We start from the raw sequence: 22,519 nt of genomic DNA, 5'->3' as shown, positions 1-22,519 counted from the left end.
GTCGATGGTCAACCTTCGTGTACGGCACGCTGCCGCGGTCTTCACGCTGCTCACCATCGCCGGATGCGGCACACCGATGACCGGAACACCCCGCGCCGGCGAGCTCGACGTCCGCACCCTCGACGTCGGTCAATATTTCACCGAGCCACTGGACTCGTACTACGAATACAGTCACTCATTGCGCAGCGGGACCGCGCTCGCCATTGCACGCCTCGCGAATCATGTGGTGACCGGCGTCGATATCGACCCCGGCCTGCGCTACGGCACCGGCGTACAGGAGATCACCAAGCCCGAAGACGTCGAGAACGTCCTTGCCGAGCAGGCTGTACCGGTCGCCGCCCGAAACAAGATGCAGTTCGGTTTCGCCTCCGGCAGTAGCGATATGGAGCCGGAGGACGCCGTCGCCTTGCCACCGGATTCGACCCTTGCCACGGTGACCGTGATGCAGTTCCCGGACAACGAGTCCGCGGCACGGGCAGCCACCGAATTCGAGGAAACCGATTTCGCGGTCGCCCCGGACCAGAACGAGCGAGTGCAGCTGGCGAAATATCCGGCGGCACATTCTCATTGGCGGCCAGGAACGCCGACGATCGGATCGGTTCTCGCACACGGCAACTATGTGGTGAATGCCTTCATAACCACGCCCCGGCCAGACCTCGCCGAACTCACCACTCTGGTCGAGAAAGTGTATTCGGCCCAGCTCCCGATGCTCGACACGCTCTCGGCCTTGTCGCCGGAACAGGTCCTGCGATTGGACAACGACCCGGATGGCATGATCCGTCGCGTTCTCAACCCGGACAAGCTGGGCGTACCCGCCGTCGGCATGCTGGCGACATATGACATGCACGGACTCCTGCACTGGCAGACCGACCGAATGACGGCGAAAGACCTGTACGCCGAGGTCGAACGAGTTGCCTTCTCGTCGGCCTACATCGCGTCGACGAACACCTACACCCAGGGAATCGCGCAGAGCTTCGGAAAGGGAACAGGCCGAACTTTGAACGGCGGCCTGCTGTTTCGAACACCGGATGCCGGCTCGGCCCGATCACTGTGGTCGAAAATCCTCGACGCACCGGATGCCGGCCAAGCGCCGTCGAACGTTCCGGACAGCAAATGCGCCGAGATCCCTACCGACAGATACGTCAAAGACTTCGTTTGCGCTGTGCGATACCGAAACTACGTCGGCTACGTCTGGAGCACCCAGCTACTGGACACACAGCAACGTGCCGCAGCGCAGTACGCACTGCTCGCCAACAGCCAGTAGCCCGCCGCGGCTGCCGATCCCTGACACTTTCCTGCCGATATGCCCACGGTCTGCTGTAGCGAGAGCCATAGTGGTTGGGTAAGGTACAAGCCAGCCAGCCCACTCGCCATCAAGACATCAGCGAGCAGGGGGAAGGAGGGGAGCCGAGCGCTGGCGTTGCAGCATGCCAAGATGACCATGTCTGTGACATGTCGAGCGGCCCATACGCGGCCCCGACGACACGGACGAGCAGGGCAAAGGACACCGGAGTCTGGTCTCCGTAGGGGGAGATCCAAACTTTCTCGAGTCGGGTGGAACCGATCAGACCTACCGGGCGTCCAATCAGATGTACAGGCCAATTAGGGGCTTACGCCGTTGGCCGAGACGGGAAACCGAGAAGGAGCCGAAATGGCAGGACAGCTCTCAGCGGACAAGGAACTCATCGCCAAGTTCGCGCAAAACTGCAGGGATCGTCATCAAGCGCTCGAGACGGCAGTCAGGTTGCTGGACGGGAAGAAGGACGAGACCGTCGCTACCTGGTCGGGCCAGGCAAAGCAAGCGTTCGACCAGCTCATGGAGTCTTACTTCGCCCAGGCGCGGAAGTTGAACGACGCACTGGACCAGACCGCCGACAAGCTCACCAAGGCCGGCCAGTCCTTCGCGGCGCAGGACGAGCAGTTTGCCCAGCAGGTGTCGCAGCAGGCGTCCAGCCTGACGCTCCCCTGATCGCTCAGGCGAACCACCAGACACTAAGGAGTAGCTTCAGATGGCATTCAACGATCCCAGCACAATCGCCTCCAACTTCGGCGCGGTCGAGGCCGGCGCACAGTCCATCGTGTCCGAAGCCCGGAACATCACGAGCATGCTCGAGGACTTCCACAAGGAGGTCACCGACTTCGTGACCAACAACTGGAAGGGTGACGCCAACGACGCGTTCGCCCAGCTCCAGTCGCAGTGGAACACCAGCGTGACCCAGCTGAACGCCACGCTGGAGACCGCCGGCCGCGCGGTCAGCACCGGCAACTCGGATCTGCAGGCGACCGACACCAGCCTCGCCGGCCTCTTCTGAGATCCTGTCTCGGCCAATTCGGGCCCCCGGCAAGCTACTTGCCGGGGGCCCGAATTATGTGCTCACGTTCAGGAATGTGTCGGCTGATTTGTTCTGGCACACCAGAATTCACTGAATCACCCGAACCGAACTACCGAAATTCTCACAGGTAGTCGACAAGGACTGCCAATCGTTGTCGGCATATTGGCAGCCCACGCTGACCTGAATCCCGTACTCCAACAGCACATGCCAGCGCACAGTGGAACCGTCGCCAGGCCGCTCGGTGTACGCGAGGGTGGAGCGACCACCGTAGACCACGTCGCGCTTCAGCTCGGACATCACACCGGCCGGCCGCTGGTTCATCTGCGACTCGAGCTTCGTCGCGACCTGCTCATAGGTGGCCCCCGGAGCCACCGGCGTTTGCGTCACAGTGACACGTAGCCGGGCACCATCGTCCGGGGACAGATCCACCCGCGACCTGCCGCTGGTGTCGGGTGTCGAGGCGACGTGCCAGCCGTCGGGGACCTGAAAGCGTATGCGCCCGAACGTCTCCTGGGCGGGCGACGCCGGACTGCTCGACGGGGCGACGCTCGTCCCCGTCTCACCACTCGGCACCGGCTCACCGGGCACGGAGGTGACAGCGGGCCCGGTCGCGGCAGTGTCGTCGGAACGGTTCAACAGCACGACACCGCCGACCACGGCACCCGCGACCACGAGCAAAGCAGCGACGGCCGCGCCCACATACCCGAGCCCCCCGCGGCGCGGCTGCTGGGCGGCGGCGCGCTCGCGCAGCGGCTGCATCCATTCGGTCTGCGGCAGAACGGCCGGCAGTTCCGCCTGCCGGATCGGCTCGGTCTGCTGGCCGCGAATGAGATCGGGCCCGGCGAGTGCCCGCAGCGCGACACCGGGCCCGCACCGCTGCCGCACGGCCGCGCGGAGCAGATCGAGCGTCCCGGCATCGGTGATGCCGACGCACTGCGCGAGGTCGGCGGGCCTGCCGTCGAGCACGCGATCGATCAGGGCGCACAGGTCGGCGAAGCCGCGCGACTCCGGCAGCACCTCGGCGAGCGCGAGAGCGGGCTGGTGCTCGCAGGATTCGACGTGCGCGCCCTCATGACTGCGCAGCACCGTGCTGGCCGTGGTGGTGAGGGCGCCGAACTCCAGCACCAGCGTGCGATGGCTGTGGCTGGTGCCCTCGTCCGCCGTGACCGCGCGCACCGCGAGCTCCTCGAACACGACATCGGCCGTGAAGCGACGAGCCGCCTGGTCGAGGACCGACCGCCGCGACGCGCCCCACTCGGTCGGACAGATCAGGGTTATCCGCTCGCACGGCGCGGCGACCCGCAGGTTCCCCAGCACGGCGGCGAACACCGCGGTCAACGCGTCGACGATCGAGGGGAGGCGCGGCAGCAACGCGACGGCCTCGGCAGGCACGTACTGCACCGCCGAACTCACCTGGGTCGGCGGGTTCAGCGGCTCGCCGACGACCAGGTCGAACCCGTTGCTGCCCAACACGATCGACGGCGGCGCGTCCCAGTGCGTCGTCGCACCTCGCGCCCACACGCGCGTATCGGTGACGACGAGCTCGACGGTGGGCATCAGGTCGGCGGCGGCATCCAGGCGGTCTGGATCAGCCCCTCGCCGGATCGGGTGACATACGTGCCGCGGCCGGGAGGCATCGGGCCCGGCCGGGTCGTACCCATCAGCACACCCTCGTCGCGGCTGCAGCTCATGATCAGACCGGCCGACCCGAGATCCTTCATCCTGGCCAGCGTCGCCTCGAACATGGCGCGGCCCGCGCCGCCGGAGCGACGGGCGATGATCACGTGGAAGCCGAGATCACGGGCGTGCGGCAGGTGTTCGACCAGCGCCTGGACCGGGTTGCCGCTCGACGTGGATACCAGGTCGTAGTCGTCGACGACGACATACAGCTCCGGCCCGCTCCACCAGGAACGATCCTTCAACTGCTGCGGCGTGACGTCCGGGCCCGGCGTCCGCTTGCTGACGTAGGCGGCGAGATCGACCATGTTCTGCGTGAATTGCGGTGCGGTCGAGCCGTATCCGGCGAGGTAACCCTCCGGCACCAGGCCCAGCATGGAGCGACGGTAGTCGCCCATGATGATGCGCGCCTGGTCGGGGCTGTTCGACGCGGTGATGCCCTCGATGAGGGAGCGCAGCAGCGCCGTCTTGCCCGACTCGGTGTCGCCGATGATGATGAAGTGCGGGCTCACGGCGAAGTCGATATAGACCGGGGCCAGCTCGGACTCGTTGATCCCGATGGGGATTCGCATGCACTTCATCGACCGGTCGACCTGGGACGGCCAGTTGCCCGCCAGGTAGAGCAGCTGTTCGCGCGGGAGCTCCTCCGGCAGCATGCGGACCGGCGGGGCCGGACGGCCGGGGGTCAGGCGAGCGATGGTCGCCACCGCGTCGGCCACGGCCTGGCCGAGGTCGGTCGGGTCGGAGCTGCCGTCGATGCGCGGCAGACCGGTCAGCATGTGCAGGCAGTCCGGCGTCATACCGCGGCCGGGCCGGGCCTGCGGGACCATCGAGGCGAACTTGCGGCCCAGGTCGGAGTCCATCGGATCACCCAGGCGCAGCTCGATTCTGGTGGCGATCTGGTCCTTCAGCGCGGGCCGCGCCTCGCGCCAACCGGCCAGCGCGATGACGATGTGCACGCCGTAGGACAGGCCCTGCACGGCCAGGTTCATGATCACCTGTTCGAGCAGCTCGAAGTCCTGACGGATGGAGCCGAAGCCGTCGATCACGAGGAACACGTCGCCGAACGGATCCTCGTGCGCGCCGGCCGCGGCCGGGCTGCTGGACGGATCCATGGCGCGCAGCCGCCGGAACTCCGCCATCGACTCGATGCCGAGCTGACGGAATCGCAGCTCGCGCTGCCGCACGATGGTGGTCATCTCGGCGACGGTGCGCCGGACCTGGTCGGTGTCCAATCGGCTTGCCACGGAACCGACATGGGGCAGACCCTGCAGGCTCATGAGCGTGCCGCCGCCGAAGTCGAGGCAGTAGAACTGCACCTGTTCGGCGGTGTGCGTCAGCGACATGGCCATGATCAGCGTGCGCAGCGCGGTCGACTTGCCGGACTGCGGACCGCCGACGACGGCGACGTTGCCGCGGGCGCCGGACAGGTCGACGATCATCGGGTCACGCCGCTGGTCGTAGGGCCGGTCGACGATGCCGATCGGCGCGCGCAGCGTGGCCACGGGCGCGTACTCGCCGGTGAGAATCGAGCGCGGGATGAGCTGGTCCAGCGTCGGCGCCTCGTCCAGCGGCGGCAGCCAGATCTCGTGGGCGGGGCGGCCGTGGCCGTTGATCCGCGAGACCAGCATGTGCACGTTGGAGACCTGCTCGCCGTCCTCGCCGTGGTGCTCGGTCTCGCTCGGCTCGGCGGGCAGCGGAACCCGGTCGGCCGCACGGAAATCCACGTGGGTGGCGGTGAACGGCCGGGCCTTGATATCGATGTCGCCGGATTGGGTGGCGACGGTGATGTCGCGCTGCGAGCCGCCGCCGACATAGGGGCCGGAGACGTAGGACGCCTGGAACCGGACGATCTCGCCGGAGTCCGACTTCAAATAGCCGCCACCGGGGTTGTTGGGCAGGTTGTAGGCGTCGGGCACGCCGAGCACCTGCCGGGATTCGTTGGCGGAGAAGGTCTTCAGGCCGATCCGGTAGGACAGGTGACTCTCCAGGCCCTTCAGCTTGCCCTCTTCGAGCCGCTGCGAGGCGAGCAGCAGGTGCACGTGCAGCGAGCGGCCGAGGCGGCCGATCATCACGAACAGCTCCGCGAAATCCGGGTGCTGGGTGAGCAACTCGGAGAACTCGTCGAGCACCACGAACAGCGCGGGCAGCGGGTCGAGGTCGGCGCCCGCCGCACGGGCCTTCTCGTACTCGGAGACGTTGGCGAAGTTGCCCGCGGCGCGCAGCACCTCCTGGCGGCGGTTCATCTCGCCGGCCAGCGCGTCCTTCATGCGGTCGACGAGGTCGGCTTCCTCCTCGAGGTTGGTGATGACGGCCGCGACGTGCGGGACACCGTCGAGCCCGAGGAACGTCGCGCCGCCCTTGAAGTCCACCAGGACCAGGTTGAGCTGGTCGGGCGAGTGGGTGGCGAGCAGGCTGAGCACCAGCGTGCGCAGGAACTCCGACTTGCCGGAGCCGGTGGCGCCGATGCACAGGCCGTGCGGGCCCATGCCGTTCTCGGCGGCCTCCTTGATGTCGAGTTCGACGGGCAGGCCGTCGGCGCCGACGCCGAAGGGCACCCGCAGCCGCTCCCGGCCGTACCGGGGCCGCCAGGCGTGCTCGGGGTTGAACATGCCGATGTCGCCGAGGCCCATCAGCTGACTCCAGGTCGAGATCACCTCGGAGTCATCGGTTTCCACGTCGCTGCTGCGCTGGGTCGCCGCGCGGTACGGCGCCAGCCTGCGGGCCACCTGCTGCGCCTGCTGCGGGCTGATCCGGTCGATCAGCGCGAAGCGCTCCTGGTTGCCGGTCGCGCCGCGGCCGACGCACTCGCCGTTCTCCACGATCATCTTGATGCCGCGCGAGACCGCCAGTCGCGGCGCGTAGCCGCACAGGTCGATGATGGTGACGCCCTCGTAACCGGATTCGCGGAGCTGATCCTCCTCGGCCTCGAGCAGGCCGCCGTCCACGATGATCACGATGTGCACCATGTTCGCGTTGGCCGGCTGGTTACGCGAGTACCGGACCCGGTTGCCGAGCAGCGGCTGCAATCCCGCCATGGCCTCGCGGATCGAACCGTAGAACATGCGCTGGGTGCCGATGCCGTCCTGCGCGTCCGGGTGCTGGGTGTGCGGGAGCCACTTGGTCCACTCCCACTCGCGTGCCGTGTCCGGGCCGCAGACGATCGCGACGAGCACCTGGTCCGGCGCCTGGAACATGCACAGCTGCAACAGCATCGCGCGCGTCATGTCCCTGGCCTCGACGCGATCGCCGTCGAGGGCGATGGTCGCGAAGCCCTTGACCGCGATCGCGGTCGGCAGGTCGGGCACGGTCGAGTGCGCGCGCACGAAGCGGCGCAGCGAGACGGCCGCGATCGGTTCCAGCTCCTCGACCGGCCCGGTCTCCGGCGCGACGAGGCGGGTGGCCAGGCGCTGACCGCCGACGCCGATGCGGGCGTGGCAGAAATCCTTGTCGCCGGCCCGCCGCTCCCACATGCGGCTGGTGCCGGCGAGCATCCAGATCAGGCCGGGCTCAGGGTGACTCCACTCGACCGAGGCGCGCTGCTGGGCGGCCGTGTTGTCGACGTCGCGGCGCACCTGGTCCAGGTAGCGCAGGTAGTCCTTGCGGTCCTCGTTCGCCTCGGCGGCCTTGGCCCCCTTGCCGCCGCCCTGACCGGCGAACATGCCGACCATCGAGAACATCATCATGAGCGGGAACATCATGCTCATCGGGTTCGACCCGATGCCGCCACCCTGGGTGAACAGCAGCGCCATCATGCCGACCATGCCGATGATCATCACCACCGGCATGAGCTTCATCAGCAGGTTTCCCGGTGTCACCCGGGGGATCTCGGGCGGCGGCTGCAGCGTGACCTCGCCGCCGGGCGAGCGCGGCATCTCGCGGCGCGCTCGACGCTGGAACCGGACGGTGCTCATTCCCGCGCCCCGCTGATGTTCGACTCCATATGCGAGAATCCCCCTCCTCGACTGCGGTGATCCCGGCTCAGTGTAGAGGCCGGTGCCGACATGTCGTACAGTTCGACCAGCATTCTGCTGCCCGATGCGTGGGTTCGCAAACTCGACGTCGGCTCTCGGGTTTGCGAAAATACGAGGTAGAAGACGAGTTGGGGGAAGCTTGACGCACGCGCGACTTGACCACATCGATGAGAACTCCTCGCACGGCATCGTGCGCGCGCCCGACCTCGCCCGGGTCACCATCCTCGCCAAACACACGCAGGTGGACATGGCGATCCCGGTGGACGTGCCTGTCGCACTGGTGATTCCGAGCGTCGTCGACATGGTCGCCCAGCACAGCCGCAGCAACGACTTCGACAACGAGGGCGAGCGCTTCGAGCCCGCCGAGTGGGTGCTCGCGCGCATCGGCCACCCGCCGTTCTCCAACTCGCTCAGCCTCGGCGAGCACGGTGTGCGCGACGGCGAGCTGCTCATGCTGGAGAGCGCCTCGCACACCGCGCCCACGCCGCTGTTCGACGACATCATGTACAACGTCGCAATCGCCGACGCCGACCACTACCGCAGCTGGACCCCGAAGGTCGCGCGGATCACCGGCTCTGTGCTCGCCGCGCTCACCATGCTCGTCGGGTGTCTCGGCCTGCTGCTCTCCCCCGACGCGCTGCCCTACTACGTGAGCGGTTCCGTCGCGCTGGCCGTGACGATCCTGCTCGTCGTCGCGGCCATGGTGCTCAGCCGGATGTACGGCGACACCGCCACCGCGCTGGTGCTCGGCGGCTGCGCGCTGCCGACCGCGGTCACCGCGGGCATGCTCTACGTCCCCGACCATTACGGCTGGCCGCACATCCTGCTCGGCTCCGTATTACTGGGCGCCACAGCGGTATTGGCGTGGCGGGTCAGCGGCGTCGGGCTCGCGTTGTTCATCGGCGCGACCACCCTCGCGGTCTACGCGGTACCCGCCGCCCTGGTCGGCCTGCTCACCGCGCAGCCGGAGCGCGCCATCGGCGCCGGCGCCTCCGCCCTCGGCCTCGCCGGACTCGCCCTCTCGCCGCGCATCTCCATGCTGCTGGCCAAACTGCCGCTGCCGCCGGTCCCCTCGCCCGGCACCCCGATCGACCCCACCGAGGACGACCCCGACGATCACCGCGCGCTGCCGACCATGGAGGCGTTGCGGGTCAAGTCGGAGCGGGCCCGCATGTATCTGGCCGGACTCGTCGCCGCCACCACGCTCGTCACCGTAATCGGCGCGCTGGCCAGCACCGACCCGATGTCCGACGAGCCCTACTGGCAGGGCATCGCGCTCGCCCTGGTCTGCGCGGTCGTCCTGATGTTCCGCAGCCGCACCTACGCCGGCGCCGAACAGGCCGTCGTACTCATCGCCGGCGGCGCGGGCATCGTGTTGATCATGTTGGTGGGCGCGAGTTTCGAGATGGAGCAGCCCCTCGCCGTCTTCGGCGCGGCCATGGTCATCCTGATCGCCGCCCTCATCCTCGGCATCATCATCCCCAACCAGTCGGCCACCCCACCGATGCGCCGCGGCGTAGAACTCCTCGAATACGCCTTCGTCGCCGCCGTACTCCCCCTGGTCTTCTGGGTCGCCAGCCTCTACTCCCTCGTCCGCGGGCTGTGAACCGGTATCTGCGCACCGGCGCGGCGGCGGCGGTGCTCTCGCTGAGCATGTCCTTCGGGATGGGGGCGAGTCAGGGTGTGGCGCATGCTGATCGGCCGCCGCCGGTCAATCCGGCGTTACTACCGGCGGGTGATCCCGCGGTACCGCCGGACAAGACCGAGCAAAAGTCCAACACCGCATGCGTCAGCACCCAACAGGGCGGCGAAGGTCCGGCCACTCCCCCGCCGCAGCTGGCCCTTGATCTGCGCAAAGCTTGGGATTTCTCTACGGGCGCAGGACAAGTCGTCGCAGTCATCGACACCGGTGTCACCCGCCACCCCCGCCTACCCGACCTCGATGCCGGCGGCGACTATGTGGCCGAAGGCGGTGACGGCACCAATGACTGCGATGCGCACGGCACGGTTGTCGCAGGCATCATCGGCGCGAAACCTATTGAAGGACAAGGGTTTTCCGGGGTTGCGCCGGATGCTCGGATCATGACGATTCGACAGACCAGCAAGTTGTTCCAGAGAGCCGGCCGGGCGGGCGAACAGCGACCCGAAGATCCACCGGACGGATACGGCGATATCAATGCACTGGCCTCTGCTGTGCGGCGGGCGGCGGATCGCGGAGCGACCGTTATCAATATTTCGCTGGTCCTATGCACCGAAGGCATCTACAGCCCCGCCGACGGCCCATTAGGAGCCGCACTGCGATACGCCACCCTCGAGCACAACGTCGTGGTCGTGGTCGCCGCAGGCAACAAGGAACAGGCTTGCAACGCGGGCAACCCGGGAGTCGATCCGCTCAACCCGCGTGGTGATCTGTGGAAAAACCTGGTCACCAATGTCACCCCGGCTCGTTATGACGACTATGTACTGACTGTCGGCTCTATCAATAAGGACGGGCAGCCGTCGACTTTCACCGTGCCCGGCCCGTGGGTGGGCGTGGCAGCACCCGGTGAGGATGTCGTTTCCCTCGATGCCCGCGGCACCGGGACGATCAACGGATTCGTGAACGACCAGAAGGGCGTCACACCCCTGAAAGGCACCAGCTTCGCGGCACCGTATGTCGCCGGTGTCGTCGCACTGGTACGCGCGCGCTTTCCCGAGCTGAGCGCCCTCGAAGTCATCAAACGCATCGAGGCCACCGCGCACGCGCCCGCCGAAGGATGGAATCCCTATGTCGGGTATGGCGCGGTGGACCCGGTCGCCGCGCTGACCAACGAGGTTCCGCCCACGCTGCCGCCGAAACAACCGGCCAGCCCCCACAGTGCACAGCTTGCGGTCCCCGCGCCCACACCGCCGCCCGATCACCGAGCCCGCAACATCGCCCTCATCGGTAGCGCCACCGTCGCTATCCTGCTCGTCCTCGGCATGCTGGCGTCCTTCCCGATCCGCCGCCGATTCGGCATCTCCGGCGACGACATGTAGCACCGGGATGTTCGGTGAAACCACAGTGGGTCTCGGCCGTCATGGCCGAGACCCACTGAACAATCTGCCGTTTTGTGAGCACTAGCTAAACGAAGCTACCGCTCAAGGTCATTTTGTATAGAGGGTTCCCGTTGCCATCATTTCCATCACTCACACATACAAATTTCCACCAGGAAGCATGAGTCTGGTTCGGGTCACTCTGCCGGTTGAGCCGGTCGTTCTCTTGCGCCGCAAGATTTTCGCAATCCGCGTACGTCAAACCGGTGACGTCTGACGGGTGCGCCGAGGCCATCCCGGCCCCAAACCCTCCCGCAAGTCCGAGTGCCGAAGCGATTACAGAGAGGGATGCCAACACTTTTCGGGTGTGCTTCATATGTCCTACTTCATTTCAAATATTGGGGCGACTACTTCTCTACGGAAGTCGGGCTGACTGCCACGAGGCACTTGGTGGCAGTCAGCCCTAATGAGCGGGTCGATTTACTACCCGCTCGATCTATCGGACTCGAGGGCCGATCAGATGTCCTTGTACGTGTAGGTGACCTCGTACAGCTGGTTGCCGCTCGTGTCTACGCCGGCGGGGACGCAGGAGTACTGGGCGAAGGTGGCGTGGGTGGCGGTGGGATCTTGGCTGGCCTCCCAGGCTGCCTGCCGGCTCGCGGCTTCGTTCAGGCACTGGTCGTAGGACATGCCCGAGGCATGCGCGGCGCCCGCGCTCAGCACGCCGATGCCGCTGACGGCGGCGGCGAGCACGGAGGCGGAGGCGATCGCCTTCAAGGTGTTCTTCATTGTTTCCCCTCTTCTGTCTCCCGGACGAGCATTCGTCCGGGACTCGGCTGAGATCTCGACGGCAGGCCGCCTGAGCAGCACTGACGCGTCATCCCCCCACCCGAAACTTGTTCTGACACTTGCTTTGACGCACCAAGATCACGATCGGTTCCCCCGTTTCGAGAATTTTCTCGATCGAATCGAGGAGGCGGACGTTGTCGCTGTGGCCGATGGCTGGGCTCGGCGACTCACGCAAGCCGTCCGGGAAGCACCGAGGCGCATGTAGCGTTCGCACGGCAGACTGCGGTACACAGGGTGCCGGAGTTGATCAATGCAGGTAGTGCCCATGTCGGAAGATGAACGAGTAGCTAGTACGACGCCCGCTGCGCACGGGCTGAGCCGCCGCCAGGCGTGGGAGCGGGCGACCGGGGTGCCGATGGGCGTGCTGGCAGTCCTCTTTCTCGGCGTCTATGCCTGGTTCGTGCTCGACACCGGCGCTTCGCCGCGGTTGGACGCGTGGCTGGAGCGGGTGGATGTGGCGATCTGGGGGTTGTTCGCGGCGGATTTCGTGGTGCGGTTCGGGTTGTCCACTCGGCGTCGGGATTTCCTGCGGACTCATCCGCTGGAGTTGTTGATCGTGCTCGTTCCGCCGTTTCGCCCGTTGCGGCTGGTGCGGGCGGCGGTGCTGGTGATCGGCACGCTGAACCGCCATACCCTGACCCACCGGACCCGCCTGTCGGTGTTCGTCGGGACCAGCTCGGTACTGATTCTATTCCTGTGCGCCCTGGCCTTTTTCGACGCGGAACACGGCGCGGAGGGGACGAAGGTGTTGAACTTCGGCGACGCACTGTGGTGGTCCGCGGTCTCGGTGACCACCGTCGGCTACGGCGATGTCTATCCCGTGACTATCGAAGGCAGGCTGATCTCACTGGTCCTGATGACGTTCGGCATCGGCCTGATCTCCTTCGCCATCGGCACCACGACCAGCTGGGTGATCGATCAACTGAAGACCGTCGAGCAATCCACCGATCGCGCCGACCGGGAGATCGGCGTGCTGGTCGACGAGATCAAAGCCTTGCGCGCCGAGGTGGCGGCGCTGCGCACCGACGACCGTCAGTGGGCGGCAATGGATTTCGGCGATCACAAGATCGACGGAACCGAACGGCGACCTCCCGCGTCGAAGTAGTTGACGACCGCATCAGGCGCGTCGTTGGGAGGGAAATATGACGAAGTCTGTGTTGAAGGCCGCCTATGTTGCCGCGATGGTCGGGGCGTTGGGGTCGCTGGCCGTGACCGAGGCCAACGCCTCGCCGGCGTTCCTGGGTCCGGATGGGGCCGCGATCTACTACAACTCCGGGCCGAATGCCGAGGACTGGGCGTACACACTGCCGAACCAGTGCCTCGCCAAGCAGAACCAGCTGCGCAACGCCGGCTACCCGGGCGTCTACGACTGCATTCCTTACACGGGGGAAGGCTATGGCGATCCGAGCGCACCCAGCGGTTGGTACACGGGCTGGTGGGGCTGACACCCCGCTGAAAACGATGGCCGCCCAGCTCGATTCGAACTGGGCGGCCATCGCCGTGCTCGGTGGACTACTTCGACGAAGCGACCGGCTGCTTGGCGGGGCTGGGGTCAGGCGCGATGCCGTCGTGGGCGACCATCGCTTCCTCGCGCCCCATGGTCGGCCCGCCGGCGAGCAGGCCCGCGATCGGGTACGGCGCGGGTTCGGGCGTCACCCCGCCCTCGAGGTCCATCCCGAGCGCCTTGGCGGAGTCGTTGTTCTTGATGCCGTAGCGAACACCGGTGTCGGACACGTAGAACAGGCTGTCCTTGCGGCGGCTGTCGGGTTCGATGCCGGTGGTCTGGATGAACGCGCCGGAGCCGGGCTTGAAGTACACCGAGTCGACGTTGTCGCCCTTGCCGTCGGCCTGCGCGAGCGGAACGAGCTTGGCGCTCTTGGGCATCGGCAGGTCGGTGGCGTCGATGACGGCGAGTTCGGCCCGCACGGCGACGTCGGAGTTGCCGGCCGCACCGCTGATCGGCTTCCACGACAGGCAGCTCACCGGACGCGCGCTCGTCTGGATGATCGCGGGCGCGACGTCCGGGTAGGTGTCGACCTTCAACGTCCGCGACGGCTGCGCGCGGGCCGCCTCGAACTCGCCGATGGCCGTGCCGTGGTCGGGATTCGGCTGCGAGCTGCGGATGATGGCGGCGGTCAGCGGGCTGATCGGTTGCAGGCCGTCGCGCAGGATCACCGAGTTCTGATCGTCCTTGCCGGCGATCTGGACCACCGTGCCGATCTTCAGATTGTTGATCGGGTAGGCGGGGGTCCCGCCCGGATCGTCGATCTTCGGCGGCACGATCGGGTTCACCTCGGGAATGGCGTTCAGCAGCCCCTCGCTGATGGGCCGCGGGGTCGCGCCGCGAATCTTCAACGGAACGGTGACCGAGGGGTCGTTCATGTCGACGCGCGCCCGCGTGTTGTTCCACACCAGGTAGGTGGCGCTCTTGCCCTTCACCAGCAGCGCGCTGTCCTTGCCCATTGCCGACGCTTTGTCGCCGAGTTCGAGGTCGCCGATCAGCACCGAGGAGGTGCGATCGTCGCTGCCGTCGGTCTTCAGCGAATCGCAGACGGTCCACGGCCGGCCCTTGCCCGACTTGTCGAAAACCAGCGAGGTCGGTGCGCCGGGAATGCCGATCAGCTGCCCGCGCGGCTTCCTGCCGAGTTCGGAGTCCTTGACGATCGCGGGCTTGACGGCGTCACCGGCGGCGAGCCGGGCGGAGGCGAGGTTCAGGGTGGGGTACACGACATTGTCGAGCTGCACGTAGACCCCGCCGGACTCCTTGCCGATCAGGATCTTGTTGTCGCCGATCTTGTCCTGCGGGCGCAGCAGCGCGAGCACACCGCAGCCGGCCAGCACGACGACCGCCAGGACGAGCCCGGCCGCGTAGGCCCGCGACTGCGAGCGCATGGGATCGTGCAGCATCCGCACGTCCCGGCGAACCAGGGCGTGCTCCATTCGCCGAACCAGGAAGCGGTACCCGCTGACCTGCCACCTAGTGGTGGGTTTTGAAGGCATTATTCCTCCCCCGAACAGTGCTCACGTTCGCGCAACACAGTACAGTTCCCGAGGACTCTTGTTCAGCTCGGCCACGACAAATCGGCCGACACCGGGTACTTGGGGGACGACGATGGCGGAACCTGCCGGGGCGGGACCACGGCCGCTCTTTGGCCGAATCTCGCTGCAGAATCTGCTGATTGCGCAGGTCATCGGCTTTATCGCGGGTATGGCGGTGCTGTTCGTCGGGCTGCGCCCGTTGATCGCGCTCGGGGTGGGCGTCGTCGTCGCGCTGATTCCGCTGATCCCCATCGCCAAACGCACGGTGCTGGACTGGGTCGCCACCTGGTGGCGCTACCTCACCAAGCGCGAGTACACGATCGGCCAGACCGTCGACTTCCGCGGCGCCGACGGGCGCTCGTTGGGGCTGTACTGGGAGGGCAGCCGGGTCGTCACGGTCGTCGAGGTGCTGGCCCCGCCCGGCGGGCTGACCAGGATCGCCCGCAACACGGTGCACGCCTCGCACCTGCTTCCGCTGCCGGAACTCGCGAAATGCCTGAACCAGCACGACATTCTGCTCAGCGGCATCGATATCGTCAGCCACGGACACCGCAGCCGGTCGGGCACGCCCGCGGGCAAGATCTACGAGTCGCTGCTCGGTCCGCTGCCCGCCACCGCGCACCGGACCGTGTGGCTGGCGATCAGCTTCGACGCGGTGGCCTGCCCGGAGGCGGCGGCGCGGCGCGGCGGCGGGGCGGAGGGCGCCTCGCGCGCGGTCACCATCGCGACCCAGCGCATCATGCGCGCGCTCGAGGACGCGGACTGCAACGCGCGCATCCTCACCGCGCCGGAGATCCGCAAGGCGGTCCTGCAGATCACCAGCGGTTTCGATCCGCGCACCCTCGAACATCGTTGGCGCTACGCCGAAATCGGCAACAGCGTGAACATCGGCATGGCCGTCGACCCGCGGCGGCTCGGCTCGGACCTGCTCGCGCAGCTGTGGGTGGCGCCCTCGCGCGGCACCACGGTGGCGGTGCGCCTGCGCCCCGGCAGCTCGGCGGAGTCGGTGAGCATCGGCGCCGCCTGGCGGCTGACCGCGCGGGAACTGCCGGAGCGCAACAAACTCGCGGGCATGGTGTCGATGAACGGCAGGCACCGCGACGGGCTGCTCGCGCACCTGCCGCTGGCCGTGCCGGGCGTGGACGACACCGTCCCGATGAGCGAGTACCCGATCGATGTGATCGACGCGCTGCACCTGCCGTCGTCGGGCTGCGGCCAGCTGATCGGCTCCGACGACGAGGGCAACGGCGTCGCGGTCCGCATCGTCGGCGCGGGCATCTCGACCGTCTACGTCGCCGGAGAGCTTTATCTCGCACAGCAATTGGTGTTCCGCGCGCTGGCGGTCGGCGAGCGCATCCTCATTCGCACCGATCGCGCGCACGCCTGGGAGAACCTGGTCACCACCATCGGCAACCCCGAGCGGCTCACGCTCGCGGTCGAAACCCACCAGTCCGACGCGGGTTTCACCGCGACGGTGGTGGACGGCGTCCTCGCACCCGCCCCGCACGCCGGCGTGACCACGATCTACGTCACCGGCGACCCGATGGGCTGGCCCGCCACCCGCCCCGACCTGTCCATCCATCAGCCCGGCGCGATCGGCAACCACGTCATCCTGCGCACCGGTACCGCCCAGGTCGACCTCACCCTGGTCTCCATCCCCCGCGAGGCCACCTACATCGGCCACCCCCGCGGCCGCCGCGGCGCCCCGGTCGGCGCCCCCGGCTAGCCCGGGTACGGGTCGGTCGCCCTTGCGGCGCGCAGAGTCCTTGCCCACCAAGCCAATTGGCGCAGCATGCGCTCTGCGGCGTCGATGGCCGCGCCGTCCTGGGTCTCCCCCGCCGCGTCGAATCGCTTCTTCGCCTGGTGGAAGCTGATGGTTTCGCGGATCGAGACCATGTGGATCTCGGCGACGACCTGACGGAGCTGTTCCACGGCGCGCAGACCGCCGGACAGTCCGCCGTAGGAGACGAAACCTATGGGCTTGGCGCGCCATTCGTGTTTCGCGGTGTCGAAGGCGGTTTTCAAGGCCGCCGGATATCCGTGGTTGTACTCGGAGGTGACCACGGCGAAGGCGTCGGCGGCGGCCAGCCTGGCTCGGAAGTCGGCGGCGGCGGGGGTCTCGGTGAGATCGGCGGGGAGCGGGGTATCGATCAAATCGATAACGCCCGTGTCGAATTCGCCGTGCGCGCGTAAGGTGCGCAGGAACCAATCGGCAACCACCGGGGCGAACCGCTCCGGACGCACGCTGGCCACGATGACCTCGAGTCGCAACGGGGTATCCACCGCGTGAGCTTAACGCGCGGGCAACACGGTTCGGAGGAGACGAGATGATCCTGGTAACCGGTGCCACCGGCACCATCGGCGGCGAGCTGGTCGCGGCGTTGAGCGCGGCGGGTACGCCGGCCCGTGCCCTGGTCCGCGATCCCGCCGCAGTCCTGCCCGCAGGCGTCGAGGCGGTCACCGGCGACCTGAACCGGCCGGAGACCCTGACCGACGCCCTCGACGGGGTGACAGCCCTGTTCCTGCTGCCGGGCTACGACAATCAGGCCGACCTGCTCGACCGCGCGAAAAAGGCCGGGGTGCAACGGGTCGCGCTGCTGTCGAGCGCGTCGGCGGTGCTGCAGGACATGGACAACGCCGTCTCCCGCTACATGACCCTGTCCGAGCAGGCGGTGCGCGAATCCGAGCTGGCCTGGACCTTGCTGCGGCCCCGGTCGTTCATGTCGAACGCGCTGCGCTGGCTGCCCCAGCTCGCGCTCGGCGACGTGGTGCGGGTGCAGTTCCCCGACGTCCGGGTCGGCGCGATCGACCCCGCCGACATCGCCGCGGTCGCGGCCCGAGCCCTCACCGGCGACGACCTCGACGGCCGGACGCTGGAGCTGACCGGCCCCCAGGCGCTCCTGCCCGCGGACCAAATCGCCGTGCTGGCCGCGGTTCTCGACCGCCCGCTCGTCGCGCACGGACTCAGCACCGAGGAGACCAGGGCGGAGCTGACGGCCGCCATGCCCGCGCACTACGTCGAGGCCTTCCTGAGCTTCTTCGCCGACGGCACGCTCGACGAAGAGACGCTGTACCCCACGGTGCGGGAGGTCACCGGACGCGCGCCGCGCACCTTCGAGCAGTGGGCGCGCGCCCACGCCGCCGCGTTCGCCCGATAACGGACCCGCGCGCGGCTCGCACCGGGCGAATCAGGCACCATATGCACTGGCTATCAGCCTGACCGTGGCATAGTGTTCGACTCGGGAGGGGGGATTGGTGATACTCGGGCGCTGGCTGCTCATCGAGACGCTCGGACACGTCGATACCTGGTCGCTGCTGGCGGTCGGTACCGCGCCGCGCGAGTGGAAGTCGTTCCAGCGCGCGGTATCTCCGCGATTACAGCCCTTGGTCGCCACCGCCTACACCACCGGCGCGAGCATCGACCAGCAGCTGCCGCAGTCCCGGCACAACTGGTCGGGCCTGCGCATCGTGGTCGCGCCGCTGCACGGCCCCGGCGGTCGGGTGCACGCCGTGCGCCTCTGGGTGGGCACCGGCGATCCGCCGCCGCCGGTCGGCGTCGCCGCGTTCGCCGTCGACGCGCGCGCGAGGCGGATCGAGGTCGTGCCTTACGATTTCGGGCCGCACTTCGAGCACGAGCGCGTCGTGTGGATCGGCGCGGAGTCCTTCGAGATGATCGAGAGATTCGACGGCGCACTCGATCTCGTCGCCACCCTCGCCAGATCCGAGCCGGGCGACCGGTGGCTCGACATCGCCACCGTGCGCGCATCGACCGGCCCGCGCACGCTGTTGCTCGCCGCCAGGAATCCCGACGAGAACCGTTACCACTGGCTCGGTCTCGCGGTCGACGTGACGGACAGCGTTGCGCCGCAGCGCAAGTCGGTTGAGGCGGCCACCCTGGACCTGCTGCGCGGCGCACAGCCGAACCTCTACCTCGCGATCGTCGACCTCGCCCAGGTGCGGCTGATCCGCTGGGTCACCGAGCCGGTCCCCGGCTTGCGCTGGGGCCGAGGCACCGACGAGCGCACCGTGCCGCACCCGACCGATCGGGAACGGATCCTGCTCGCCCGCAACGACATCCGTTCCGGCACCGAGCGGGTGACGCTGACCGGCGTGCGCCTGGCCACCGACACCGGCGACTGGCTCGTCGCCGACCTGGAGGCCTCGCCGCTACCCGGCGCGACCACCGGCGCGCCCGCACCCGAATTCGCCCTGGTCCAACTGGATATCCTCGAGCGACCGCGCTGAACCCTCAGCCCGCGGCCGCGGCGCGCACCGGCGCCGCCGCGAACTCCGCGAGCCCCTGTCGCGGCGGCACCACCGCAGTGAAACCCAGTGTCCGCCTGGACCGTTCGGGGTCGGCGACGAAATGGCGCACATCGCCGATCCGATACTGCCCGGTGACCACCGGCGCGGGGCCGCCGCATGCCTGCGCCATGATCGACGCGACCTCCCACAGCGTGATCGGCCGTCCCGACGCGATATTCAGCGGAACGAAGCCCGGCAGCGCCTGCTCGATCGCGGCGAGCATGGCCGCCGCGGCGTCACGCACATGCACGAAATCCCGGACCTGCCCGCCGTCTTCGAAGACGTGCGGCGCCCGGCCCTCGTCCAGCGCGGCACGCACCTGACCGACCATGCCGGCGCGCGCGCCGTCGCCGTAGACCTGATGCAGCCGCAGCGCGGTCACCGCGCCGCCGACGTGCAAACCCCAAGCGAAGGCGTAGTTTTCCTGCGCCACCTTGCTCGCGCCGTAGCTGCCGCGCGGGCGCAGCGGCGCGTCCTCGCGCACCGGCTCCCAGGTGAGCACGTCGCCGGTGCGCGGGGCGCGGTGGTCGAACATGCCCCGGTCCAGATCGGCGCGCCTGCGCAGCCCGGGGAAGAACGGCCCGCCGCGCACGCTACGGTAGCGACCCTCGCCGTAGACGGTGATCGACGATGCCAGCACCAGCCTGCGCACCTTCGCCCGCTCCATCGCGCCGAGCAGCGCCGCGGTGCCGAGATCGTTGTGCGTCGCGAAATCGGCCGGGCCGGTCCCCGCGGTGACCGCGGCGAGATGGCAGACGACGTCGACGCCCGCAAGCAGCGGGGCCAGCGCGTCGGCGTCGCGCACGTCGACCCGTGAGACGCCGGGGGGCGGCTCGGCGTCCGGCCCGTGCACGGCCTCGAGCATCGAGTCGACCGCGACTAGCTCATGCCCTGCGGACGACACGGCCTTGCCCACGTGTGTTCCGAGGAAACCGGCCGCGCCGGTGATCAGCACTCTCATGCACCGCACCCTTGTTCGGCTCCCCCGCCTCGGTCAGGGTAGCTCGAACGGCAGCGATACTCCGGTATGAGCGCGGCACCGATCGCAGGTGTCGGTGTCGCCGACCGCGGCGATCGAGCGGCGGATCAGGTCCTTGAACGGCGCGAGATTGCGCTTGAACTCGGCGAATACGTCCACCGCGTGCACGCCGGCGCCCTCTTCGAGACCCGCGTCCAAATCGGTCACCAAAGCGACTGCGGCATAGCACATCTCGAGTTCCCGGGCGAGCACGGCCTCGGGGTGTCCGGTCATGTTCACCAGGTCCCAGCCCTGCCCGGCGAACCAGCGGCTCTCGGCCCGGGTGGAGAATCGGGGGCCCTGCACGACGACCATGGTGCCCGCGCCCTTCATCGGCAGCGTGTCGTCCGCGGACTTGATGGTGGCGGTGCGCAATTCGTCGCAGTACGGGTCGGCGAACGAGACGTGCACGCCGCCGCCGTCGAAGAAGGTCTGCGGGCGACCGGAAGTGCGGTCGACGAGTTGATCCGGCACGGCCACCGTGCCGGGACCCCAGTCCCCGCGCAGGCTGCCTACCGCGCACGGCGCGAACACCCTTCGCACGCCGAGCGAGCGCAGCGCCCACATATTGGCCTGGTACGGCAGGGTGTGCGGGGCGAATTCGTGACTCTTGCCGTGCCGCGGCACGAAGGCGACCGGGCGCCCCTGCACCTCGCCGATCGCGATCGGGGCGCTCGGCGCGCCGTAGGGGGTTTCTACCTCGACGGTGGTGGCCTCGTCGTCGAAGAAATCGTAGAAGCCGCTACCGCCGATGACGGCGAGCGCTGGCTTGGCATGCGAACTCATGCCCCGATTCTCTCGTCTCGTCGCGCCCGCCGCGCGACGGGTATGCCCCTGACGGGCGTCCGTCGGCGCAGGGGTTATGGGCGCGCGGGGCATCGATTGCCCGTGTGACCCGGCCGACCAGGCTCGGACCTGACAACCCCGCCGGAAAACTGTACCCTAGGGGGGTATTGAATCCGGTCCGCCCGCCGACCGGCAGCCAGCGAGGAGACACGGTGACATCCACCCCCCAGGACCACCCCGCGCACGATCATGCCGCACACGATCACGCCACGCACGGCTACATCACCGCGAAGGACGACTACCTCAAGCGGCTGCGTCGCATCGAGGGACAGGCCCGCGGGTTGCAGCGCATGGTGGAGGAGGAGAAGTACTGCATCGACATCCTCACCCAGGTCTCCGCGATGACCAAGGCGCTGCAGGCGGTGGCGATGGGCCTGCTCGAGGACCACATCAGCCACTGCGTGGTCGACGCCGCGGTAGCCGGCGGTCCGGAGGCCGAGGCCAAGATCAAAGAGGCCACCGACGCCATCGCCCGGCTGGTTCGCTCCTGAGCGGTACGCTATCCGTGCCAGGCGCGGTAGACCTCGGCCGCGCCCGGGTGCAGCGGGACGGGCGCGGTGCCGATGAGCGAGCGGCCGTCCAGGAATTGGGTGCCCGCCGCCTCCGTGGGCACCAGCGAATCGGCTTGATACACCAGTAGTTCGACGATCGACGCGGCCACATCCTCGGGCATGGCCGCGGCGGCGAGCAGGAAGTTCGCCACGCCGATGGTGTGCACGGCGGCGCCGCCGGGGTAGGCGTCGGCGGGGATCTCCACCCGGTCGTACGCGGGGCCGAACCGCTCGCGCATCGGCACGGCCAGCTCCCCCATGTCCACCAGCCGCATCCGTTTGGGGATCTCGAGCACGCTCGTCGGGACACCGCCCGCCCAGAGCAGCGCGTCCGCCTCCCCCGCGGTCAACTCAGCCATCGCCTCGCGCAGTGGGCGATGCGAGACCCGCACGTCCGCTTCGGGTTTCAGCCCGGCGACCCGCAGAATCCGGGCGCCGGTCAATGCCGCGCCCGAGCCGTCCGCGCCCAGATTCACGCGGGTGCCGCGCAATTCGGCGACGCTGCGGATCGTGCTGTCCGACCGCACCACCAGTTGCAGGTAGTTCTCGTAGACCCGGCCGAGCGCCAGCACCCGGTCGACGTTGTCGCCGACCGAATCCGACAGGGCCAGAGCGGCATCCACCTGTCCGTTCGCCAGCATGGTCAGGTTCTCCTGCGATCCGGAGGTGGTCACCCGCTCGATCCGCACGTTGCCCGAGCGGGCCGCGGCGGCGGCCAGCAGACCCGCGAACGCGTAGTAAAACCCGCCGACCTCACCCGAGGCCAGCCGCACGAGGGGCCCGCCGCCGCTCGGGCCGCACCCGGCGAGGGCCGCGGCCGCGACGCCGGTCAGCGCGAGGAATCCTCGCCGACCCATCACCACGCCATCGCGACCGTCGGTCTTTGCTCCGAATGCCTGATGCTGCACCATG

19 protein-coding genes are annotated in these 22,519 nt (G+C 68.2%); 11 read left to right on the top strand and 8 right to left on the bottom strand.

Annotated features, from left to right (window positions below; genetic code table 11):
* Positions 1–4 precede the first annotated feature (4 nt).
* From ON39_RS05405 to ON39_RS05395, 3 genes are all read left to right on the top strand, one after another.
* Positions 5–1,264, top strand: a complete 1,260-nt coding sequence (locus tag ON39_RS05405) for a DUF7373 family lipoprotein (RefSeq protein WP_040731684.1) — start codon at positions 5–7, stop codon at positions 1,262–1,264.
* A 387-nt stretch (positions 1,265–1,651) separates the two neighbouring features.
* The gene (locus tag ON39_RS05400; protein ID WP_040731682.1) at positions 1,652–1,969 is read left to right on the top strand and encodes a WXG100 family type VII secretion target; all 318 of its coding nucleotides are present in this window, start codon (positions 1,652–1,654) and stop codon (positions 1,967–1,969) included.
* 40 nt (positions 1,970–2,009) lie between these two features.
* Positions 2,010–2,312, top strand: a complete 303-nt coding sequence (locus ON39_RS05395) for a WXG100 family type VII secretion target (RefSeq protein ID WP_040731681.1) — start codon at positions 2,010–2,012, stop codon at positions 2,310–2,312.
* Positions 2,313–2,420: 108 nt separating this feature from the next.
* On the opposite strand, the gene ON39_RS05390 is transcribed toward ON39_RS05395, so the two are convergent.
* Together ON39_RS05390 and ON39_RS05385 are read right to left on the bottom strand one after the other, a co-directional pair.
* Positions 2,421–3,890, bottom strand: a complete 1,470-nt coding sequence (locus ON39_RS05390) for a type VII secretion-associated protein (protein WP_040731679.1) — start codon at positions 3,888–3,890, stop codon at positions 2,421–2,423.
* Positions 3,890–7,924, bottom strand: coding sequence for a type VII secretion protein EccC (locus ON39_RS05385; RefSeq protein WP_040731677.1), 4,035 nt, complete (start codon positions 7,922–7,924; stop codon positions 3,890–3,892). The genes ON39_RS05390 and ON39_RS05385 overlap by 1 nt, the downstream gene beginning before the upstream one ends.
* Positions 7,925–8,123: 199 nt before the next feature.
* Here ON39_RS05385 and eccD point away from each other — a divergent pair, with 199 nt between their 5' ends.
* Both eccD and mycP read left to right on the top strand, forming a co-directional pair.
* Positions 8,124–9,590 (top strand): type VII secretion integral membrane protein EccD, encoded by a 1,467-nt coding sequence (gene eccD / locus ON39_RS05380; protein WP_040731675.1) that lies wholly within the window; start codon positions 8,124–8,126, stop codon positions 9,588–9,590.
* A complete protein-coding gene (gene mycP / locus ON39_RS05375; protein WP_281278350.1) occupies positions 9,587–11,002 on the top strand; it encodes a type VII secretion-associated serine protease mycosin in 1,416 nt (471 codons plus the stop codon). The genes eccD and mycP overlap by 4 nt, the downstream gene beginning before the upstream one ends.
* Positions 11,003–11,515: 513 nt before the next feature.
* On the opposite strand, the gene ON39_RS05370 is transcribed toward mycP, so the two are convergent.
* Positions 11,516–11,788, bottom strand: coding sequence for a hypothetical protein (locus tag ON39_RS05370; protein WP_040731674.1), 273 nt, complete (start codon positions 11,786–11,788; stop codon positions 11,516–11,518).
* Between the two features lie 325 nt (positions 11,789–12,113).
* Between ON39_RS05370 and ON39_RS05365 the strand changes: the two genes are divergently transcribed.
* Together ON39_RS05365 and ON39_RS05360 are read left to right on the top strand one after the other, a co-directional pair.
* Positions 12,114–12,953 (top strand): potassium channel family protein, encoded by an 840-nt coding sequence (locus ON39_RS05365; RefSeq protein ID WP_083894258.1) that lies wholly within the window; start codon positions 12,114–12,116, stop codon positions 12,951–12,953.
* 37 nt (positions 12,954–12,990) lie between these two features.
* On the top strand, positions 12,991–13,293 hold the full coding sequence (locus ON39_RS05360) for a hypothetical protein (RefSeq protein WP_040731671.1): 303 nt from the start codon (positions 12,991–12,993) through the stop codon (positions 13,291–13,293).
* Between the two features lie 67 nt (positions 13,294–13,360).
* On the opposite strand, the gene eccB is transcribed toward ON39_RS05360, so the two are convergent.
* A complete protein-coding gene (gene eccB / locus ON39_RS05355; protein WP_051186320.1) occupies positions 13,361–14,848 on the bottom strand; it encodes a type VII secretion protein EccB in 1,488 nt (495 codons plus the stop codon).
* A gap of 112 nt (positions 14,849–14,960) precedes the next feature.
* Between eccB and eccE the strand changes: the two genes are divergently transcribed.
* On the top strand, positions 14,961–16,613 hold the full coding sequence (eccE, locus tag ON39_RS05350) for a type VII secretion protein EccE (RefSeq protein WP_040731666.1): 1,653 nt from the start codon (positions 14,961–14,963) through the stop codon (positions 16,611–16,613).
* On the opposite strand, the gene ON39_RS05345 is transcribed toward eccE, so the two are convergent.
* Positions 16,610–17,170, bottom strand: a complete 561-nt coding sequence (locus tag ON39_RS05345; protein ID WP_040731664.1) for an NADPH-dependent FMN reductase — start codon at positions 17,168–17,170, stop codon at positions 16,610–16,612. The two genes, eccE and ON39_RS05345, sit on opposite strands and share 4 nt — an antisense overlap.
* Before the next feature lie 44 nt (positions 17,171–17,214).
* On the opposite strand from ON39_RS05345, the gene ON39_RS05340 reads away from it, so the two are divergent.
* Positions 17,215–18,045 carry an NAD(P)H-binding protein gene (locus ON39_RS05340; protein WP_040731661.1) on the top strand — a complete coding sequence of 277 codons (831 nt, stop codon included), beginning with the start codon at positions 17,215–17,217 and terminating at the stop codon, positions 18,043–18,045.
* Between the two features lie 97 nt (positions 18,046–18,142).
* The gene (locus ON39_RS05335; RefSeq protein WP_040731707.1) at positions 18,143–19,132 is read left to right on the top strand and encodes a GAF domain-containing protein; all 990 of its coding nucleotides are present in this window, start codon (positions 18,143–18,145) and stop codon (positions 19,130–19,132) included.
* Positions 19,133–19,136: 4 nt separating this feature from the next.
* Here ON39_RS05335 and ON39_RS05330 read toward each other — a convergent pair whose 3' ends face one another.
* Together ON39_RS05330 and ON39_RS05325 are read right to left on the bottom strand one after the other, a co-directional pair.
* On the bottom strand, positions 19,137–20,153 hold the full coding sequence (locus ON39_RS05330) for an NAD-dependent epimerase/dehydratase family protein (RefSeq protein ID WP_040731658.1): 1,017 nt from the start codon (positions 20,151–20,153) through the stop codon (positions 19,137–19,139).
* A 33-nt stretch (positions 20,154–20,186) separates the two neighbouring features.
* Positions 20,187–20,996: an S-methyl-5'-thioadenosine phosphorylase gene (locus tag ON39_RS05325; protein WP_040731656.1), complete on the bottom strand. Its 810-nt coding sequence runs from the start codon at positions 20,994–20,996 to the stop codon at positions 20,187–20,189.
* 212 nt (positions 20,997–21,208) lie between these two features.
* On the opposite strand from ON39_RS05325, the gene ON39_RS05320 reads away from it, so the two are divergent.
* Positions 21,209–21,547 carry a metal-sensitive transcriptional regulator gene (locus tag ON39_RS05320; RefSeq protein ID WP_040731654.1) on the top strand — a complete coding sequence of 113 codons (339 nt, stop codon included), beginning with the start codon at positions 21,209–21,211 and terminating at the stop codon, positions 21,545–21,547.
* A gap of 8 nt (positions 21,548–21,555) precedes the next feature.
* On the opposite strand, the gene ON39_RS05315 is transcribed toward ON39_RS05320, so the two are convergent.
* Positions 21,556–22,518 (bottom strand): TAXI family TRAP transporter solute-binding subunit, encoded by a 963-nt coding sequence (locus tag ON39_RS05315; protein ID WP_373283663.1) that lies wholly within the window; start codon positions 22,516–22,518, stop codon positions 21,556–21,558.
* Between the last annotated feature and the right edge of the window lies 1 nt (position 22,519).

Source organism: Nocardia tenerifensis NBRC 101015, assembly GCF_000308715.1.
Lineage (GTDB): Bacteria > Actinomycetota > Actinomycetes > Mycobacteriales > Mycobacteriaceae > Nocardia > Nocardia tenerifensis.
Note: the sequence above shows the minus strand (reverse complement) of the source record. Positions and strands in the feature narration are given on the sequence as shown.

Bases quoted from the DNA above. Each gene is read 5' to 3' on its own strand.
- eccB (WP_051186320.1), bottom strand. From the start codon at position 14,848: ATGCCTTCAAAACCCACCACTAGGTGGCAGGTCAGCGGGTACCGCTTC.
- ON39_RS05385 (WP_040731677.1), bottom strand. From the start codon at position 7,924: ATGAGCACCGTCCGGTTCCAGCGTCGAGCGCGCCGCGAGATGCCGCGC.
- ON39_RS05405 (WP_040731684.1), top strand. From the start codon at position 5: ATGGTCAACCTTCGTGTACGGCACGCTGCCGCGGTCTTCACGCTGCTC.
- ON39_RS05370 (WP_040731674.1), bottom strand. From the start codon at position 11,788: ATGAAGAACACCTTGAAGGCGATCGCCTCCGCCTCCGTGCTCGCCGCC.
- ON39_RS05340 (WP_040731661.1), top strand. From the start codon at position 17,215: ATGATCCTGGTAACCGGTGCCACCGGCACCATCGGCGGCGAGCTGGTC.
- ON39_RS05365 (WP_083894258.1), top strand. From the start codon at position 12,114: ATGTCGGAAGATGAACGAGTAGCTAGTACGACGCCCGCTGCGCACGGG.
- ON39_RS05330 (WP_040731658.1), bottom strand. From the start codon at position 20,153: ATGAGAGTGCTGATCACCGGCGCGGCCGGTTTCCTCGGAACACACGTG.
- ON39_RS05395 (WP_040731681.1), top strand. From the start codon at position 2,010: ATGGCATTCAACGATCCCAGCACAATCGCCTCCAACTTCGGCGCGGTC.
- ON39_RS05325 (WP_040731656.1), bottom strand. From the start codon at position 20,996: ATGAGTTCGCATGCCAAGCCAGCGCTCGCCGTCATCGGCGGTAGCGGC.
- eccE (WP_040731666.1), top strand. From the start codon at position 14,961: ATGGCGGAACCTGCCGGGGCGGGACCACGGCCGCTCTTTGGCCGAATC.
- ON39_RS05315 (WP_373283663.1), bottom strand. From the start codon at position 22,518: ATGGTGCAGCATCAGGCATTCGGAGCAAAGACCGACGGTCGCGATGGC.
- ON39_RS05400 (WP_040731682.1), top strand. From the start codon at position 1,652: ATGGCAGGACAGCTCTCAGCGGACAAGGAACTCATCGCCAAGTTCGCG.
- ON39_RS05390 (WP_040731679.1), bottom strand. From the start codon at position 3,890: ATGCCCACCGTCGAGCTCGTCGTCACCGATACGCGCGTGTGGGCGCGA.
- ON39_RS05360 (WP_040731671.1), top strand. From the start codon at position 12,991: ATGACGAAGTCTGTGTTGAAGGCCGCCTATGTTGCCGCGATGGTCGGG.